Raw genomic sequence first — 14,761 nt, forward strand, 5'->3', positions numbered from 1 at the left:
ATGAACCTGAGTGAGCAGACCGTGTACAAGAACCGATGGTTCGACGTGAATCTCGCCGATGTGGAACTCCCCGACGGCCGGCACCTGGACCACTTCGTGATCCGGCTGCGTCCGGTCGCCGTCGCCACGGCCGTCAACGAGGCCAATGAGGTGCTGCTGCTCTGGCGGCACCGCTTCATCACCGACAGCTGGGGCTGGGAACTGCCCGCCGGGGTGGTCGAGGACGGCGAGGACATCGCGGTCGCGGCGGCCCGCGAGATGGAGGAGGAGTCGGGCTGGCGGCCCGGCCCGCTCCACCACCTGATGACCGTGGAGCCGTCCAACGGACTGACCGACGCCCGGCACCACCTCTACTGGGCGGACGGAGCCACCCACATCGGGTATCCCGAGGACGCTTTCGAGTCCTCGCGCCGGGAGTGGGTCCCGCTCAAACTGGTGCCGGACATGATCGCGCGCGGGGAGATCCCGGCCGCCAACATGGCGGCCGGGCTGCTCCTGCTGCACCACCTGCGGCTGGGCCGGCCGTAGGCGGGGGTGATCAGCCGTACGGGTAGAAGCCCGCGCCCGTCTTGCGGCCCAGGCGGCCGGCGTCGACCATGCGCTGGAGCAGCGGGGGAGCGGCGTACAGCGGCTCCTTGTACTCGGCGTACATCGAGTCGGCGATCGAGGCGATGGTGTCCAGGCCGATGAGGTCGGACAGCTTCAGCGGGCCCATCGGGTGGGCGCAGCCCAGCTCCATGCCGTTGTCGATGTCCTCGCGGCTCGCGATGCCCGACTCGAACATCCGGATCGCGGAGAGCAGGTAGGGCACGAGCAGGGCGTTGACGACGAAGCCGGAACGGTCCTGGGCGCGGACCGCGTGCTTGCCGAGCACGTCCCGCACCAGGGCCTCTGCGCGCTTGATCGTCTCCTCGCCCGTGGTCAGCGCCGGGATCAGCTCGACGAGCTTCTGCACGGGGGCCGGGTTGAAGAAGTGGATGCCGATGACCTGGTCCGGCCGCGAGGTCGCGACGGCCAGCTTGACCAGCGGGATCGAGGAGGTGTTGGACGCCAGGATCGCGTCCGGGCGGGTGATCACCTGGTCGAGGACCTGGAAGATCTCCGTCTTGACCTGCTCGTTCTCGACGACGGCCTCGATGACGAGGTCACGGTCGGCGAACTCGCCGAGGTCGGTGGTGAAGGTGAGGCGGGCCAGGGCGGCGTCCCGCTCCTCCTCACTGATCTTGCCGCGTTCGGCGGCCTTGGTCAGGGAGTTGTGCAGCCGGGTACGGCCGATCTCCAGGGCTTCGCCGGTGGTCTCGGCGACCTTGACCTCAAGGCCACTGCGGGCGCACACCTCGGCGATACCCGCGCCCATCTGGCCACAGCCCACTACGCCGACTCGTGTGATGTCGGAAGGGAGGTCAGTCACTTCGTGCCTTTCGCAGCTCATCCGTCGGCGGGTCCCCCGTACGATTCCGGCGCCCGCCACGCCCCCCGACGTTACTCCCGACCTTGCGCGGGGCGGCGGGCCGGGGCGGGCATGCTGGGCGGACATCCTGCAATGTCACTCAGTGAAGTGGAGATGTCACATGGGGTACATCGGTCGACGGGCACTGCTGGCCGGAGCCGTGGGGGTGATCGCCGCCGCCACGACCGGCCCGCCCGCGGCGGCGGCGGGGCGGCGCACCGGGCGGGGCGCCCGGGCGGACGCGGCCGGCTTCCGCGGTATGTGGATCGCCTCGGTGTCGAATGTGGACTGGCCCTCCGAGAGCGGACTCTCCGCCGCGCGGCAGCGCTCGGAGCTGCTCGGGCTCCTCGACACCGCGGTCGCGCGGCGCCTCGGCGCGGTGGTCCTCCAGGTCCGGCCGGCGGCGGACGCCCTGTGGCCCTCGGATCTGGAGCCCTGGTCGCAGTGGCTGACCGGGGAGCAGGGGGTGGATCCGGGCTGGGACCCGCTGGGTACGGCCGTCACGGAGGCGCACGCCCGCGGGCTGGAGCTGCACGCCTGGTTCAATCCGTTCCGCGTGGCCAACCACACCGATCTCGACCGGCTCGTGTCCACGCACCCGGCGCGCCGCAATCCGGGCTGGACGGTGGAGTACGGCGGCAAGCTCTACTACAACCCGGGCCTGCCCGAGGTGCGGCGCTTCGTCCAGGACGCCATGTTCGACGCCGTCTCCCGCTACCCGCTCGACGCGGTGCACTGGGACGACTACTTCTACCCGTACCCGGTGGAGGGGGAGTACTTCGACGACGACGAGGCCTTCGAGGAGTACGGGGCGGGCTTCACCTCGCGCGCCGCTTGGCGCCGCAGCAACATCGACACCCTGGTCCACGAGATGTCCGTACGGCTGCGGGCGCTGCGGCCGGCGCCCCGCTTCGGGATCAGCCCGTTCGCCGTGTGGCGCAACTCCGACCGGGACCCGGCCGGTTCGCCGACCCGCGCGGGCCTCGGGACCTACGACGACCTGTACGCGGACACCCGCAAGTGGGTCAGGGAGGGCTGGATCGACTACGTCGTGCCCCAGGCGTACTGGCACATCGGGCACCCGACCGCCGACTACGCCGACATCGTGCCCTGGTGGGCGCGGACCGTCGCCGGTACGGGCGTGGACCTGTACGTGGGGGAGGCGCTGTACCGCTGCGACGAGGACAGCCCCACCGAGGCCTGGCGCGATCCCGGGGAGCTGTCGAAGCACCTGACCTTCGCCGCGGGGTACCCGGAGGTCCGCGGCCACGTCTACTTCTCGGCGAAGCAGGTGGCGGCGGACCCCAACGGGGCGATGGCCCGGGTGGTCGCCGACCACTACCGGTCGGCGGTGCCCCCGCGCTGATTCAGTGAGGGGGCTCTGCGGGGTGGCGGACCGTGCAGTCGGGTCCGGGAGCCATCAGTGCCTCGTGGCCGTCCTGGAAACGGACCCGGTACGGGGGGGTTCCGTTCTCGCCCAGGACCTGGGTGATCTCGCCCACCTTGTCGTGCTGTCCAACGATCCTGCCGTGCTGCACCAGCTGGTCGCCCTCGGTCGCGCGCATAACTGACCTCCTCGGTGGCGGTCCGATCCGGTGCTAGCAGTTTAGGGCGTAGTGCGGCTATTTGACCCGTTGGGTCACCGCGATGCAGACGAGTACCGCGCACGCGGCGACCGGTGCGGCGGGGGACAGGTGCTCGCCCAGCAGGGCCACCGACCAGACCAGGGTCAGCAGCGGCTGGGCGAGCTGGAGCTGGCTGGCCCGCGGCGCCCCGATCTCGGCCATGCCCCGGTACCAGACGTACAGGCCGAGGAAGGTGGAGCCGGCTGCCGCCCAGATGAGCCCGGTGAGCCCGTGGAAGCCGAGGTGCACGGGCTCGTACGCGAGCCCGGCCACGGAGCCCGCCAGGCTGAGCGGCAGGCACAGGACCAGCGCCCAGCCGATCACCTGCCAGCCGGGCAGCATGCGGGCGAGGCGGCCGCCCTCGGTGTACCCGGCGGCGCACACCAGCAGGGCGGCGAACAGGTAGGCGTCGCCCGCGGAGAGGGCGCCGCCGCTCTGCGCGAGCGCGCCGTCCCACACGACGAATGCGAGCACGACGGCGGCCCCGGCGAGGGCCGCGGCCCAGAAGGCGCGCGAGGGACGGGCTCCGGTGCGCACCGCGGACAGCGCGGCCGTGGTGAGCGGGAGGAGGCCGACCACCACGGCGGCGTGCGAGGTGGTGGAGGTCGTCAGCGCGAGGGTGGTCAGCATCGGGAACCCGACGACCACTCCGGCGGCGACCACGGCCAGGCCCGCCCAGTGCTCGCGTGCGGGCAGCGGGACCCGCCGGGCCAGCAGGAAGGCACCGGCGATGGCGGCGGCCAGGGCACTGCGCAGCGCGACCAGGGACCACGGGCCGAAGCTCTCCAGTCCCCAGGCGGTGGCGGGGAAGGTCAGCGAGAAGGCGACGACGCCGAGCAGTGCGAGGGCGGTGCCCCGGCGTACCGGGTTCTTGACCGCTATCGTGGTCGGAAGAGTAGCGCTATTCTGTGCTGTCATGTATGAGCGTAGCAGTGTGGCGGAGCTGGCCGAATCCTTGCGGTCGGAGCTGAACCGCTACTCGATAGGTGGAAAGCTCCCGTCGAGTCGGGCTCTGGTGGAGCGCTACCGGGTCAGCCCCGTCACCGTCTCCAGGGCCCTCGCCCAGCTCGCCGCCGAGGGCCTGGTCGTCACCCGGCCCGGCGCCGGGGTCTTCCGCGCCGCACCGCGCACGGCGGCCCCCGCGGCCGGCGACACCTCCTGGCAGGAGGTCGCCCTGAGCGCCGAGGGGGCCGGGGACATCGTCCCGCGGTCCGTCGACGCCACCGGCGTGCTGGGCTCGCTGGCCGCGCCGCCGCCGGGCGTGATCGAGCTCAACGGCGGCTACCTGCACCCCTCCCTCCAGCCCGAGCGGGCCATGGCGGCCGCGCTGGCCCGGGCCGGGCGGCGGCCCGGGGCCTGGGGGCGGCCGCCCCTGGAGGGGCTGCCCGAGCTGCGCGACTGGTTCGCCCGGGAGATCGGCGGCGCGCTCGTCGCCGCCGACGTGCTGATCACCGCGGGCGGCCAGAGCGCGCTGGCCACCGCCCTGCGGGCGCTCGCCCCGCCCGGGGCGCCGATCCTGGTCGAGTCCCCGACCTACCCCGGGCTGCTCGCCATCGCCCGGGCCTCCGGGTGCCGGCCCGTGCCGGTGCCGGTGGACGCCGAGGGGGTCCGGCCGGAGCTGCTGGCCGCCGCCTTCGAGGCGACCGGGGCGCGGGTGTTCGTATGCCAGCCGCTGTTCCAGAACCCGACCGGTGCGGTACTGGCTCCGGGGCGGCGGGCCGAGGTGCTGCGCATCGCGCGCGCCGCCGGGGCCTTCGTGGTCGAGGACGACTACGCCCGGGCCCTGGCCCACGAGGACGCCGGTCCGCTGCCCGCGACCCTGGCCGCCGAGGACGCGGACGGGGTGGTGGTGCACGTCCGGTCGCTGACCAAGTCCACCTCGCCCAGCCTGCGGGTCGGCGCCCTGGCCGCCCGGGGCCCGGTGGTCGACCGGCTGCGCGCCATTCAGATCGTGGACAGCTTCTTCGTGCCCCGGCCGCTCCAGGAGGCCGCCCTGGAACTGGTCGGCGCACCCGCCTGGCCGCGCCACCTGCGGACCGTGGCCGCCGAACTGCGCCACCGGCGGGAGGTGCTCGCGGGAGCCCTCCGGCGGGAGCTGCCCGCCCTGGAACTGCCGCACCTGCCGTCCGGCGGATACCAGTTGTGGGTGCGGCCGGCCGGGGGCGGTGACGACACGGCCTTCGCGGCGGCCGCCCTGCGCGCCGGGGTGGCGGTGGCCCCGGGCCGCCCGTACTTCTGCGCCGAACCGCCGGGTCCGTACGTCCGGCTGAGCTTCGCCGGGGTCGCGGGCCCCGGCGAACTGGTCGAAGCGGCCCGGCGGCTGCGCACCGGCCTGGCGGAAGGTCTCGGTCCGGACGCTTGACCGCACGCGGTACGCGGCTCACCATCGCCGCATGCATGTTCGGGTTTCGCTCGTTGCCGCAGCCCGTAGTTCCTCGCTGCTCGCCGAGCGCTTCGACGACGACCGCCCGCTGGACGGGGCCGGCTGGCGGGCGGTGGAGTCCGCCGCCCGGGGCCTCGTACCGCTGGGCTCGGCCGAGCTGCGCTACTGCTCGCCGACCCCGCGCAGCCGCGCCACGGGCGAGGCCCTCGGGTACGCGCCCCTCGCGCAGCCCGCGCTGCGCGAGTGCGACATGGGCCGCTGGCGGGGGCTGACCCTGGCCGAGGTCGCCGCCCACGAGCCCGGGGCCGTGGAGCTGTGGCTCAGCGACCCGCGATCCGCCCCGCACGGGGGCGAATCCCTGCTCGCCTTCATCTCCCGGGTCGGCGGCTGGCTCGACACCCGGCCCGCCGACGACGGCGGCGCGATCGTGGCGGTGGCGGAGCCCTCGGTGGTCCGGGCGGCCCTGGTGTACGCGCTGAAGGCGCCCCCGCTGACCTACTGGAACGTGGACGTCCGACCGCTGTCCACGATGACCCTCACCGGCTGGTCCGGCCGCTGGTACCTCTCCCTGCAGCCGGCCCCGGCCTAGGCGTCCGGATCCAACCCGGGGTCCCGATCCGTCTCGTCGACAGGACCAGGACTGCCGCATGCGGCGGAATCGGCGTCGGATCGCACGCTTTCCTGCTACATATTCTCCCGAGGGTGCCGCGCGCCCCCGGTCCTTCGGTGAGCCCTTCCCCATCGCGATCAAGTGCATTGCATAAACGTGCGTAAGTACGTATAGTCATGCCATCGATGAGGAGGGTCCGATGGTGGTACGTGTAGCGGTGGCCGGAGCGAGCGGATACGCGGGCGGAGAAGCCCTGCGCCTCCTGCTCTCGCACCCCGAGGTGGAGATCGGCGCCCTGACGGGCAACTCCAACGCCGGACAGCTCCTCGGTTCCCTGCAACCGCACCTCGTGCCGCTCGCGGGACGCACCCTGGAAGCGACCACCCCCGAGGTCCTCGCCGGCCACGACGTCGTCTTCCTCGCCCTCCCGCACGGCCAGTCCGCCGCCGTCGCCGCCCAGCTCGGCGACGAGGTCCTCGTCGTCGACATGGGCGCCGACCACCGGCTCAAGGACTCCGCCGACTGGGACGCCTTCTACGGCGCCCCGCACGCCGGTACCTGGCCCTACGGGCTCCCCGAACTGCCCGGCGCCCGCGAGGCACTGACGGGGACCAGGCGCATCGCCGTCCCCGGCTGCTTCCCCACCGCCGTCTCCCTCGCACTCTTCCCCGCCTACCAGGGCGGCTTCGCCGAGCCCGAGGCCGTGATCGTCGCCGCCACCGGAACCTCCGGCGCCGGCAAGGCCCTCAAGCCGCACCTGCTCGGCGCCGAGGTGATGGGCTCGGTGACCCCCTACGGCGTGGGCGGCGGCCACCGCCACACGCCCGAGATGGTGCAGAACCTCAGCCCGCTCGCGGGAGAGCGCGTCTCCGTCTCCTTCACCCCGACCCTCGTGCCCATGGCCCGCGGCATCCTCGCCACCTGCTCGGCCAAGGCGCTCCCCGGCACCACCGCCGAATCGCTGCGCGCCGCCTACGAGAAGGCGTACGCCGACGAACCCTTCGTGCACCTGCTGCCCGAGGGCCAGATGCCGTCCACCAAGTCCGTCCACGGTTCCAACGCCGTCCACGTCCAGGTCGCCTACGACGAGTCCGCCCGCCGGATCATCGCCATCAGCGCCATCGACAACCTGACCAAGGGCACCGCCGGCGGCGCGGTGCAGAGCATGAACATCGCCCTCGGGCTCCCCGAGCAGCTCGGGCTTTCGACGATCGGAGTCGCACCGTGAGTGTCACGGCAGCACAGGGGTTCACGGCAGCGGGCATCGCCGCCGGGATCAAGGCCAACGGCAACCCCGACCTGGCCCTGGTGGTCAACAACGGGCCGAGGCTGGCCGCCGCGGGCGTCTTCACCTCCAACCGCGTCAAGGCCGCCCCCGTGCATTGGTCCGAGCAGGTCCTGCGCGGCGGCACGGTCAGCGCGGTCGTCCTCAACTCCGGTGGCGCCAACGCCTGCACGGGCCCCAAGGGCTTCCAGGACACCCACGCCACCGCGGAGAAGGTCGCTCAGGTCCTCGGCGGCGACTTCAACGCCGGCGAGATCGCAGTCGCCTCCACCGGCCTGATCGGCGTCCTGCTCCCCATGGACAAGCTGCTCCCCGGCGTCGAGACCGCGGCCGCCGCCCTGTCCGCGGACGGCGGCGAGGACGCCGCCATCGCCATCAAGACCACCGACACCGTCCACAAGACGGCCACCGTCTCCCGGGCCGGCTGGACCGTCGGCGGCATGGCCAAGGGCGCGGGCATGCTCGCCCCGGGCCTCGCCACCATGCTCGTCGTCATCACCACCGACGCCGACCTGGACAGCGCCACCCTCGACAAGGCGCTGCGCGCCGCCACCCGCACCACCTTCGACCGGGTCGACTCCGACGGCTGCATGTCCACCAACGACACGGTGCTGCTGCTCGCCTCCGGCGCCTCCGGCCAGGTGCCGGCGTACGAGGACTTCGCCGAGGCCGTGCGCACGGTCTGCGACGACCTGGCCCGCCAGCTCATCGGCGACGCCGAGGGCGCCAGCAAGGACATCCGCATCGAGGTCATCGGCGCGGCCAGCGAGGACGACGCGGTCGAGGTCGGCCGTTCCATCGCCCGCAACAACCTGCTCAAGTGCGCCATCCACGGCGAGGACCCCAACTGGGGCCGGGTGCTCTCCGCGATCGGCACCACCAAGGCAGGCTTCGACCCGGACCGGCTGAACGTCGCCATCAACGGCGTCTGGGTCTGCCGGAACGGATCGGTCGGCGAGGACCGCGACCTGGTCTCGATGAAGGACCGCGAGGTCCGCATCACCGCCGACCTCGCCAACGGCGGCGAATCCGCCGTCATCTGGGCCAACGACCTGACCGCCGAATACGTCCACGAGAACAGCGCGTACTCCTCATGAGCGACGAGAAGGCCGGCCAGCCCGGCACCTCCGGTACCGCCCGCAAGCACACCGCCCTGCCCAAGGCGCAGATCCTCATCGAGGCCCTGCCGTGGCTCACCCGCCACAACGGCAAGGTCGTCGTCATCAAGTTCGGCGGCAACGCCATGATCGACGAGGACCTCAAGGCGGCCTTCGCCCAGGACGTGGTCTTCCTGCGGCAGGCCGGCCTGAAGCCGGTCGTCGTGCACGGCGGCGGCCCCCAGATCAACGCCCAGCTCGACAAGCAGGGCCTGGTCAGCGAGTTCAAGGCCGGCCTGCGCGTGACGACCCCGGAGGCCATGGACGTCGTACGGATGGTCCTGGCGGGCCACGTCCAGCGCGAGCTGGTCGGACTGCTCAACCAGCACGGGCCGCTCGCCGTCGGCATGACCGGCGAGGACGCCCGCACCATCATCGCCACCAAGCACAGCCCGCAGATCGGCGGCGAGTCCATCGACATCGGCCGGGTCGGGGAGATCACCTCCATCGACACCGGAGCGATCGAGGCCCTGCTGGCGGACGGCCGGATCCCGGTCATCTCCTCCATCGCGGGCAGCGCCGACGACCACCACGTCTACAACGTCAACGCCGACACCGCGGCCGCGGCGCTCGCGGCCGCACTCGGCGCCGAGACGCTGATGGTGCTGACCGACGTCGAGGGGCTGTATGCGGACTGGCCGCACAGCGACGAGGTCATCAGCAAGCTCACCGTCAGCGAGCTGGAGAAGCTGCTGCCCGACCTGTCCAGCGGCATGGTGCCCAAGATGGAGGGCTGCCTGCACGCCGTGCGCAACGGCGTGAACACCGCCCGCGTGCTCGACGGACGGGTCCAGCACTCGATCCTGCTGGAGATCTTCACGGACTCCGGCATCGGCACGATGGTCGTGCCCGACCACCAGTCAGGGGGAACAGAATGACGAAGGGCACCGGCAACCAGGAGTACGGCGCTCGCTGGCAGGCAGCGCTCACCGACAACTACGGCACCCCCGCGGTCGCGCTCGTACGCGGCGAGGGCGCCCAGGTCTGGGACGCCGACGGCAATCAGTACACCGACTTCGTCGGCGGCATCGCGGTCAACGCCCTCGGCCACGCCCACCCGGCGATCGTGGCGGCCGTGACCGAGCAGATCTCCACCCTCGGGCACGTCTCGAACCTCTTCATCTCCGAGCCGGTCGTCGCCCTCGGCGAACGGCTGCTCCAGCTGTTCGGCCGCCCCGGCAAGGTCTTCTTCTGCAACTCGGGCGCCGAGTCCATCGAAGCCGCCTTCAAGATCGGCCGGCTGACCGGGCGGACCCACATGGTCGCGACCGACGGCGGCTTCCACGGCCGGACCATGGGCGCTCTCGCGCTCACCGGCCAGCCGAAGAAGCAGGAGCCCTTCCGGCCGCTGCCGGGCGACGTCACGCACGTCCCCTTCGGAGACGTCGAGGCCCTGCGGGCCGCCGTCACCGAGGAGACCGCGCTCGTGGTCATCGAGCCCATCCAGGGCGAGAACGGCGTCGTCGTGCCCCCCGCCGGGTACCTGACGGCCGCCCGCGAGATCACCCGCGCCACCGGCACCCTCCTCGTCCTCGACGAGGTGCAGACCGGCATCGGCCGGTGCGGCCAGTGGTTCGAGCACCAGGCCCACGAGGACGTCGAGCCCGACATCGTCACCCTCGCCAAGGGGCTGGGCGGCGGTCTGCCCATCGGCGCGGTGGCCGCCTTCGGCCCCGTGGCCGACCTGCTCCGGCCGGGCCAGCACGGCACCACCTTCGGCGGCAACCCGGTCGCCTGCGCCGCCGGCCTCGCGGTGATCGACACGATCGCCACGGGCGGGCTGCTCGACCAGGTCAAGGCCCGCGGCGAGCGGTTGCGCTCCGGGATCGAGGCCACGGGCCACTCCCTGGTCTCCCACGTCCGGGGCGCGGGCCTGCTGCTGGGTATCGTGCTGACCGAGCCGCTCGCCGCCCGGGTGCAGCAGGCGGCTCAGGATGCCGGCTTCCTGGTCAACGCGCCCGCCCCCGATGTCGTACGGCTCATGCCCCCGTACGTACTCACCGAGGCCGAGGCGGACGCGTTCGTCCGGGCCCTGCCCGGCATCCTTGACGCAGCAGGCGGGGACGGATCCGGAGAATGAGACGACGATGAGTCAGGCGCAGGACAACGAGCAAGGCGGCCAGGCCGTCCCGCAGACCCGGACCGCGCGTCACCGCCGGATCGTGGACATCCTCAACCGCCAGCCGGTCCGCTCCCAGAGCCAGCTGGCCAAGCTGCTCGCCGACGACGGGCTGAGCGTCACCCAGGCGACTCTCTCGCGCGACCTCGACGAGCTGGGCGCGGTGAAGATCCGCAACACGGGCGGCGAGCTGATCTACGCGGTACCCAGCGAGGGCGGCTTCCGCACCCCGCAGGCCCCGCTCGGCGAGTCCGCGAAGGAGGAGCGCATGCGGCGCCTCTCCGGGGAGCTGCTGATCTCGGCGGAGGCCTCCGCCAACCTCGTGGTCCTGCGCACCCCGCCGGGTGCCGCGCAGTTCCTCGCCTCGGCGATCGACCAGGCCGAGCTCCGTGCCATCCTCGGCACGATCGCGGGTGACGACACCCTGATGCTGATCAGCCGGGACCCGGCGGGCGGCCAGGCCCTCGCCGACCACCTGCTGCGCCTGGCGCAGAAGGAGAGCTGAAGAGAGCTGGGACGGGGCTTTCCGGTCCCGCCCGGTCCCGCCGGGTCGTGCCGGATCCGGCCGCGCCCGGATCAGTACCGGGTCACGGCCAGGTCCCCGGACTCCGTGCCGATCGCGATGTGCGGACGCCGGCCCGGGTCCGCCCAGCGCAGGATCGCCCGCATGGCCCGCTCGGGCACGGACACGCAACCGGCCGTCGCGCCCTTGCCGTTGACGTGCAGGAAGATCCCGGCGCCCCGGCCGCGCACGGGCCGGTCGTAGTTGAAGCCGATGACCAGCGCGTGCGCGTACTGCTTCTCGTACGTCACCAGGTGCTCGGCCTCGCCCGGCGCGCAGTCCGCCGGCAGCGGCTCGACCCAGCGGTTGTACTGGGCGGACGCGTTGTCCTGGCACCACCACGAGTCGGCGCTCACCCGCCGGTACGCGTGGCCCGTGCCGACCGGTGCCCGCCGGATCCCGAAGGCGTAGGGCAGTTCGTACAGGCCCGTGGGCGTGGTGTTGGTGCCCTGGGTCCGGGTCGCCCCGTCGGTGAGGCCGTTCGCGCCGAAGCGGGCGGGCGCGCTCCCGGACTCGTGCCAGCGTCCCGCCCACCGCTCCCACCAGATCACCCGGCCGGTGGTCGATCCGGGTGAGGGTGCGACGGCGGTGATCAGCTGGCTGCCGCCGCCGGTGTCGGCGAGGCGGTCGGGCAGGGGCGCGGGGGCCTGCGGGAGCAGGGCCGCGACGAGAGTGACGCCGGTGACGAGAGCGGTACGCAGCACATGTCAGACCGTACGGGCGCACGGGGCGTCAGCAGCGCAGGCAGGCCGTCGCGACGTCAGGATCCGTCCACCGGGGCGGGTCCGGACGGGACGGCGAGCCGGGAGCGCATCCGCCGCATGACGTGGTCGCTGAACAGGTGCGTGCACCGGTCCAGAAGGGCGCCGACCTCCGGGTCCCCCGACGGCAGGTCCGGCGGCCGGTACGGGGACCACATGCTCTGGATCCGCTGCGCGGCGATCGTCCGCAGGGCCGGGTCCGGGTCCGTCAGCACCTGTACGGAGGCGCGCAGTCCGGCGATCCCGCCCCGGGCGAACAGCACCCGGTAGGCGGCCCGGCGGGTGTGCGGGGGCCGCTCGGGCGCGATGCGGGCCATCAGCCAGTCGGCGGGCAGCCGTGCGGCGGAGCCGCTCAGGCTCCGGGCCGCCTCGCGGGCCACCGCCGGCGACGGATCGTCCAGCAGCGGCCGCAGCAGCTCCAGGTCGGTGGTGTCCAGCAGGCGCAGTCCGCCCACGGCCGCGGCCCGCACCTGGCCGGCGGGGTGCTCCAGCAGGGCGCGCAGCACCGGCGCGTCCTCGCGGCGGGCGCACTCGGCGAAAGCGGTCACCGCGTACGGGCTCACGCGCGCGGGGTCGGTCAGCGCCGCGCGGCTCAGCGCGTACGGGTCGCCGCCGGCCCGGCGGACCAGCCAGCGGGCGCAGGCCCGGACCAGCCCGGAGCGGTCGGCGAGGTGGCCCGCGGCCTCGGCGGTCCGGCCGGCCCCGCGCAGGGCGGTGACCCCGGCGGAGCGGACCATCGGGCCGTGCGCGCCGAGCAGCGAGTCGATCGCCTCGCCGTCCGGGCCGTGGGCGGCCAGGGCGGCCAGCGCCGCGTCCGTCCACACCCCGCTCGTCGGCGGGTCGGTCTCGTCGGCGGCCAGGGCGGCCAGCTCCCGTACGTCCAGCAGCCCGGCCCCGACGGTCAGCCGCGCGGCGAACCGCCGGGTCGGCGGGTCCTGGCTCGTGCGCAGCCCGCCGAGGAGGGCCGGGGCATCGTCCAGTACGGCCTCGAAGCGCTCCAGGGCCCACGCGCCCTGCTCGCGCCGGCCCAGCCGCAGGACGAGCGGCGTCAGCCGGCGCAGGATGCCCGCGGGGTCCTCGGCGAGGGCCGCGGCCAGCACCTGCCGGGCCTGCTCGCGCACGGCCGGCACCCAGTCCGCGCAGCGGATCGCGACGAGCTCGGGCAGCGGCCGCGGTGCCCGCAGGGCCGCCTCGCGGATCCGGCCGTCGGCGTGGCACAGCCGCACGGCCGGCGGCGCGCCGAGGGGGCTCACGGAGTACCAGGAGTGGATGTTCCGGACGCTGTGGTCGAAGGCGATCCAGGCGGCCGCCGGGCTCCCGGGCGGCGGTATCTCCGTCGTCGTATCCGTGTCCATGCGTCCTCCCCATGACGTCCGGCGTTGATCGTAGGCAATCGGACCGCCGCCTCGCCTCCCATATATCCGCAGGTCAGGCTGGATGGAGGGGGAGTGCGCGGGGCACGCGCGCCCCCATTGATTGACGAAACATACGGAGTAGTGCATAGTTATGCCTGTCGTTGAATGCACCGTAAGGAGAAACCCGTGACCGAGCGCGTCGTACTCGCCTACTCGGGCGGCCTGGACACCTCCGTCGCCATCGGCTGGATCGCCGAGGAGACGGGCGCCGAGGTCATCGCCGTTGCCGTGGACGTCGGCCAGGGCGGCGAGGACCTGGACGTCATCCGCAAGCGCGCGCTCGACTGCGGTGCGGTCGAGGCCGAGGTCGCCGACGCCTCGGACGAGTTCGCCAACGAGTACTGCCTCCCGGCGATCAAGGCGAACGCCCTCTACATGGACCGGTACCCGCTGGTCTCGGCGCTCTCCCGGCCGGCCATCGTCAAGCACCTGGTCGCCGCCGCCAAGAAGCACGGCGCCACGACCGTCGCCCACGGCTGCACCGGCAAGGGCAACGACCAGGTCCGCTTCGAGGCGGGCATCGTCGCCCTCGCCCCGGACCTCAAGTGCATCGCCCCGGTCCGCGACTACGCGATGACCCGGGACAAGGCGATCGCCTTCTGCGAGGAGAAGCAGCTCCCGATCGCGACCACCAAGAAGTCCCCGTACTCCATCGACCAGAACGTCTTCGGGCGCGCCGTCGAGACGGGCTTCCTGGAGGACATCTGGAACGCGCCGATCGAGGACATCTACGAGTACACCTCGAACCCGGCCCTGCAGCGCGAGCCCGACGAGGTCGTCATCTCCTTCAAGGAGGGCGTCCCGGTCGCCATCGACGGCAAGCCCGTCAGCGTGCTCCAGGCCATCCAGCAGCTCAACGACCGCGCCGGAGCGCAGGGCATCGGCCGGATCGACATCGTCGAGGACCGCCTCGTGGGCATCAAGTCCCGTGAGGTGTACGAGGCCCCGGGCGCGATCGCGCTCATCACGGCCCACCAGGAGCTGGAGAACGTCACCGTCGAGCGCGAGCTGGCCCGCTACAAGCGGCAGGTCGAGCAGCGCTGGGGCGAGATGGTCTACGACGGCCTGTGGTTCTCCCCGCTCAAGCGGGCGCTGGACGGCTTCATCAACGAGGCCAACCAGCACGTCACCGGTGACATCCGGATGACCCTGCACGGCGGCCGTGCCGTCGTCACCGGCCGGAAGTCGGACGAGTCGCTGTACGACTTCAACCTCGCGACCTACGACTCGGGCGACACCTTCGACCAGTCCAAGGCCCAGGGCTTCATCGAGATCTTCGGCCTCTCCTCGAAGATCGCGGCCCGCCGCGACCTCGCCTGATCGACCAGCAGTCCGGACCGCCTCCCCGTTACCTCCGCGGCGGGGAGGCGGTTGCACATCCGGAGCCCTCCAGG

General features: G+C 72.8%; 15 protein-coding genes. 10 read left to right on the forward strand and 5 right to left on the reverse strand.

The genetic code is table 11. The features are described 5' to 3' along the window. Nucleotides 1–528 carry an NUDIX hydrolase gene (locus tag B6R96_RS28300; RefSeq protein ID WP_221510930.1) on the forward strand — a complete coding sequence of 176 codons (528 nt, stop codon included), beginning with the start codon at nt 1–3 and terminating at the stop codon, nt 526–528. Between the two features lie 10 nt (nt 529–538). On the opposite strand, the gene B6R96_RS28305 is transcribed toward B6R96_RS28300, so the two are convergent. Continuing rightward, the gene (locus tag B6R96_RS28305) at nt 539–1,432 is read right to left on the reverse strand and encodes a 3-hydroxybutyryl-CoA dehydrogenase (RefSeq protein WP_051779362.1); all 894 of its coding nucleotides are present in this window, start codon (nt 1,430–1,432) and stop codon (nt 539–541) included. A gap of 139 nt (nt 1,433–1,571) precedes the next feature. Here B6R96_RS28305 and B6R96_RS28310 point away from each other — a divergent pair, with 139 nt between their 5' ends. After that, nucleotides 1,572–2,816, forward strand: coding sequence for a glycoside hydrolase family 10 protein (locus tag B6R96_RS28310; protein WP_081524003.1), 1,245 nt, complete (start codon nt 1,572–1,574; stop codon nt 2,814–2,816). A 1-nt stretch (nt 2,817) separates the two neighbouring features. Here the strand turns inward: B6R96_RS28310 and B6R96_RS28315 are convergent, their stop codons facing one another. Together B6R96_RS28315 and B6R96_RS28320 are read right to left on the reverse strand one after the other, a co-directional pair. Further along, complete coding sequence (locus B6R96_RS28315) at nt 2,818–3,015, reverse strand: DUF1918 domain-containing protein (RefSeq protein WP_030387130.1); 198 nt, start codon at nt 3,013–3,015, stop codon at nt 2,818–2,820. Nucleotides 3,016–3,072: 57 nt separating this feature from the next. Beyond that, a complete protein-coding gene (locus B6R96_RS28320; RefSeq protein ID WP_081524004.1) occupies nt 3,073–3,993 on the reverse strand; it encodes a DMT family transporter in 921 nt (306 codons plus the stop codon). Between B6R96_RS28320 and B6R96_RS28325 the strand changes: the two genes are divergently transcribed. The 7 genes from B6R96_RS28325 to B6R96_RS28355 all read left to right on the forward strand — a co-directional run bounded on the left by B6R96_RS28325 (nt 3,992) and on the right by B6R96_RS28355 (nt 11,134). After that, a complete protein-coding gene (locus tag B6R96_RS28325) occupies nt 3,992–5,437 on the forward strand; it encodes an aminotransferase-like domain-containing protein (RefSeq protein ID WP_081524005.1) in 1,446 nt (481 codons plus the stop codon). The two genes, B6R96_RS28320 and B6R96_RS28325, sit on opposite strands and share 2 nt — an antisense overlap. 31 nt (nt 5,438–5,468) lie before the next feature. Beyond that, entirely contained in the window at nt 5,469–6,047 is a 579-nt protein-coding gene (locus B6R96_RS28330; protein WP_081524006.1) for a histidine phosphatase family protein, read from the forward strand. Nucleotides 6,048–6,267: 220 nt separating this feature from the next. Then, nucleotides 6,268–7,296, forward strand: a complete 1,029-nt coding sequence (gene argC, locus B6R96_RS28335) for an N-acetyl-gamma-glutamyl-phosphate reductase (RefSeq protein ID WP_053704343.1) — start codon at nt 6,268–6,270, stop codon at nt 7,294–7,296. Continuing rightward, nucleotides 7,293–8,450, forward strand: a complete 1,158-nt coding sequence (argJ, locus tag B6R96_RS28340) for a bifunctional glutamate N-acetyltransferase/amino-acid acetyltransferase ArgJ (protein WP_081524007.1) — start codon at nt 7,293–7,295, stop codon at nt 8,448–8,450. The genes argC and argJ overlap by 4 nt, the downstream gene beginning before the upstream one ends. Next, nucleotides 8,447–9,388 (forward strand): acetylglutamate kinase, encoded by a 942-nt coding sequence (gene argB / locus B6R96_RS28345; protein ID WP_030387136.1) that lies wholly within the window; start codon nt 8,447–8,449, stop codon nt 9,386–9,388. Before argJ ends, argB begins: the two co-directional genes overlap by 4 nt. Continuing rightward, a complete protein-coding gene (locus tag B6R96_RS28350; RefSeq protein WP_081524008.1) occupies nt 9,385–10,590 on the forward strand; it encodes an acetylornithine transaminase in 1,206 nt (401 codons plus the stop codon). The genes argB and B6R96_RS28350 overlap by 4 nt, the downstream gene beginning before the upstream one ends. A 7-nt stretch (nt 10,591–10,597) precedes the next feature. Further along, complete coding sequence (locus tag B6R96_RS28355) at nt 10,598–11,134, forward strand: arginine repressor (RefSeq protein WP_030010023.1); 537 nt, start codon at nt 10,598–10,600, stop codon at nt 11,132–11,134. 71 nt (nt 11,135–11,205) lie between these two features. Here the strand turns inward: B6R96_RS28355 and B6R96_RS28360 are convergent, their stop codons facing one another. Beyond that, on the reverse strand, nt 11,206–11,892 hold the full coding sequence (locus B6R96_RS28360) for a L,D-transpeptidase family protein (protein WP_081525301.1): 687 nt from the start codon (nt 11,890–11,892) through the stop codon (nt 11,206–11,208). A gap of 59 nt (nt 11,893–11,951) precedes the next feature. Continuing rightward, a complete protein-coding gene (locus B6R96_RS28365; protein ID WP_081524009.1) occupies nt 11,952–13,307 on the reverse strand; it encodes a HEAT repeat domain-containing protein in 1,356 nt (451 codons plus the stop codon). A gap of 186 nt (nt 13,308–13,493) precedes the next feature. Here B6R96_RS28365 and B6R96_RS28370 point away from each other — a divergent pair, with 186 nt between their 5' ends. Continuing rightward, entirely contained in the window at nt 13,494–14,687 is a 1,194-nt protein-coding gene (locus tag B6R96_RS28370; protein WP_030387140.1) for an argininosuccinate synthase, read from the forward strand. The last annotated feature ends 74 nt before the right edge of the window (nt 14,688–14,761 follow it).

It is taken from the genome of Streptomyces sp. Sge12 (assembly GCF_002080455.1).
GTDB lineage: Bacteria > Actinomycetota > Actinomycetes > Streptomycetales > Streptomycetaceae > Streptomyces.

Bases quoted from the DNA above. Each gene is read 5' to 3' on its own strand.
- argB (WP_030387136.1), top strand. From the start codon at position 8,447: ATGAGCGACGAGAAGGCCGGCCAGCCCGGCACCTCCGGTACCGCCCGC.
- B6R96_RS28315 (WP_030387130.1), bottom strand. From the start codon at position 3,015: ATGCGCGCGACCGAGGGCGACCAGCTGGTGCAGCACGGCAGGATCGTT.
- B6R96_RS28320 (WP_081524004.1), bottom strand. From the start codon at position 3,993: ATGACAGCACAGAATAGCGCTACTCTTCCGACCACGATAGCGGTCAAG.
- B6R96_RS28330 (WP_081524006.1), top strand. From the start codon at position 5,469: ATGCATGTTCGGGTTTCGCTCGTTGCCGCAGCCCGTAGTTCCTCGCTG.
- B6R96_RS28350 (WP_081524008.1), top strand. From the start codon at position 9,385: ATGACGAAGGGCACCGGCAACCAGGAGTACGGCGCTCGCTGGCAGGCA.
- B6R96_RS28300 (WP_221510930.1), top strand. From the start codon at position 1: ATGAACCTGAGTGAGCAGACCGTGTACAAGAACCGATGGTTCGACGTG.
- B6R96_RS28355 (WP_030010023.1), top strand. From the start codon at position 10,598: ATGAGTCAGGCGCAGGACAACGAGCAAGGCGGCCAGGCCGTCCCGCAG.
- B6R96_RS28365 (WP_081524009.1), bottom strand. From the start codon at position 13,307: ATGGACACGGATACGACGACGGAGATACCGCCGCCCGGGAGCCCGGCG.
- B6R96_RS28305 (WP_051779362.1), bottom strand. From the start codon at position 1,432: ATGAGCTGCGAAAGGCACGAAGTGACTGACCTCCCTTCCGACATCACA.
- argC (WP_053704343.1), top strand. From the start codon at position 6,268: ATGGTGGTACGTGTAGCGGTGGCCGGAGCGAGCGGATACGCGGGCGGA.
- B6R96_RS28310 (WP_081524003.1), top strand. From the start codon at position 1,572: ATGGGGTACATCGGTCGACGGGCACTGCTGGCCGGAGCCGTGGGGGTG.
- B6R96_RS28325 (WP_081524005.1), top strand. From the start codon at position 3,992: ATGTATGAGCGTAGCAGTGTGGCGGAGCTGGCCGAATCCTTGCGGTCG.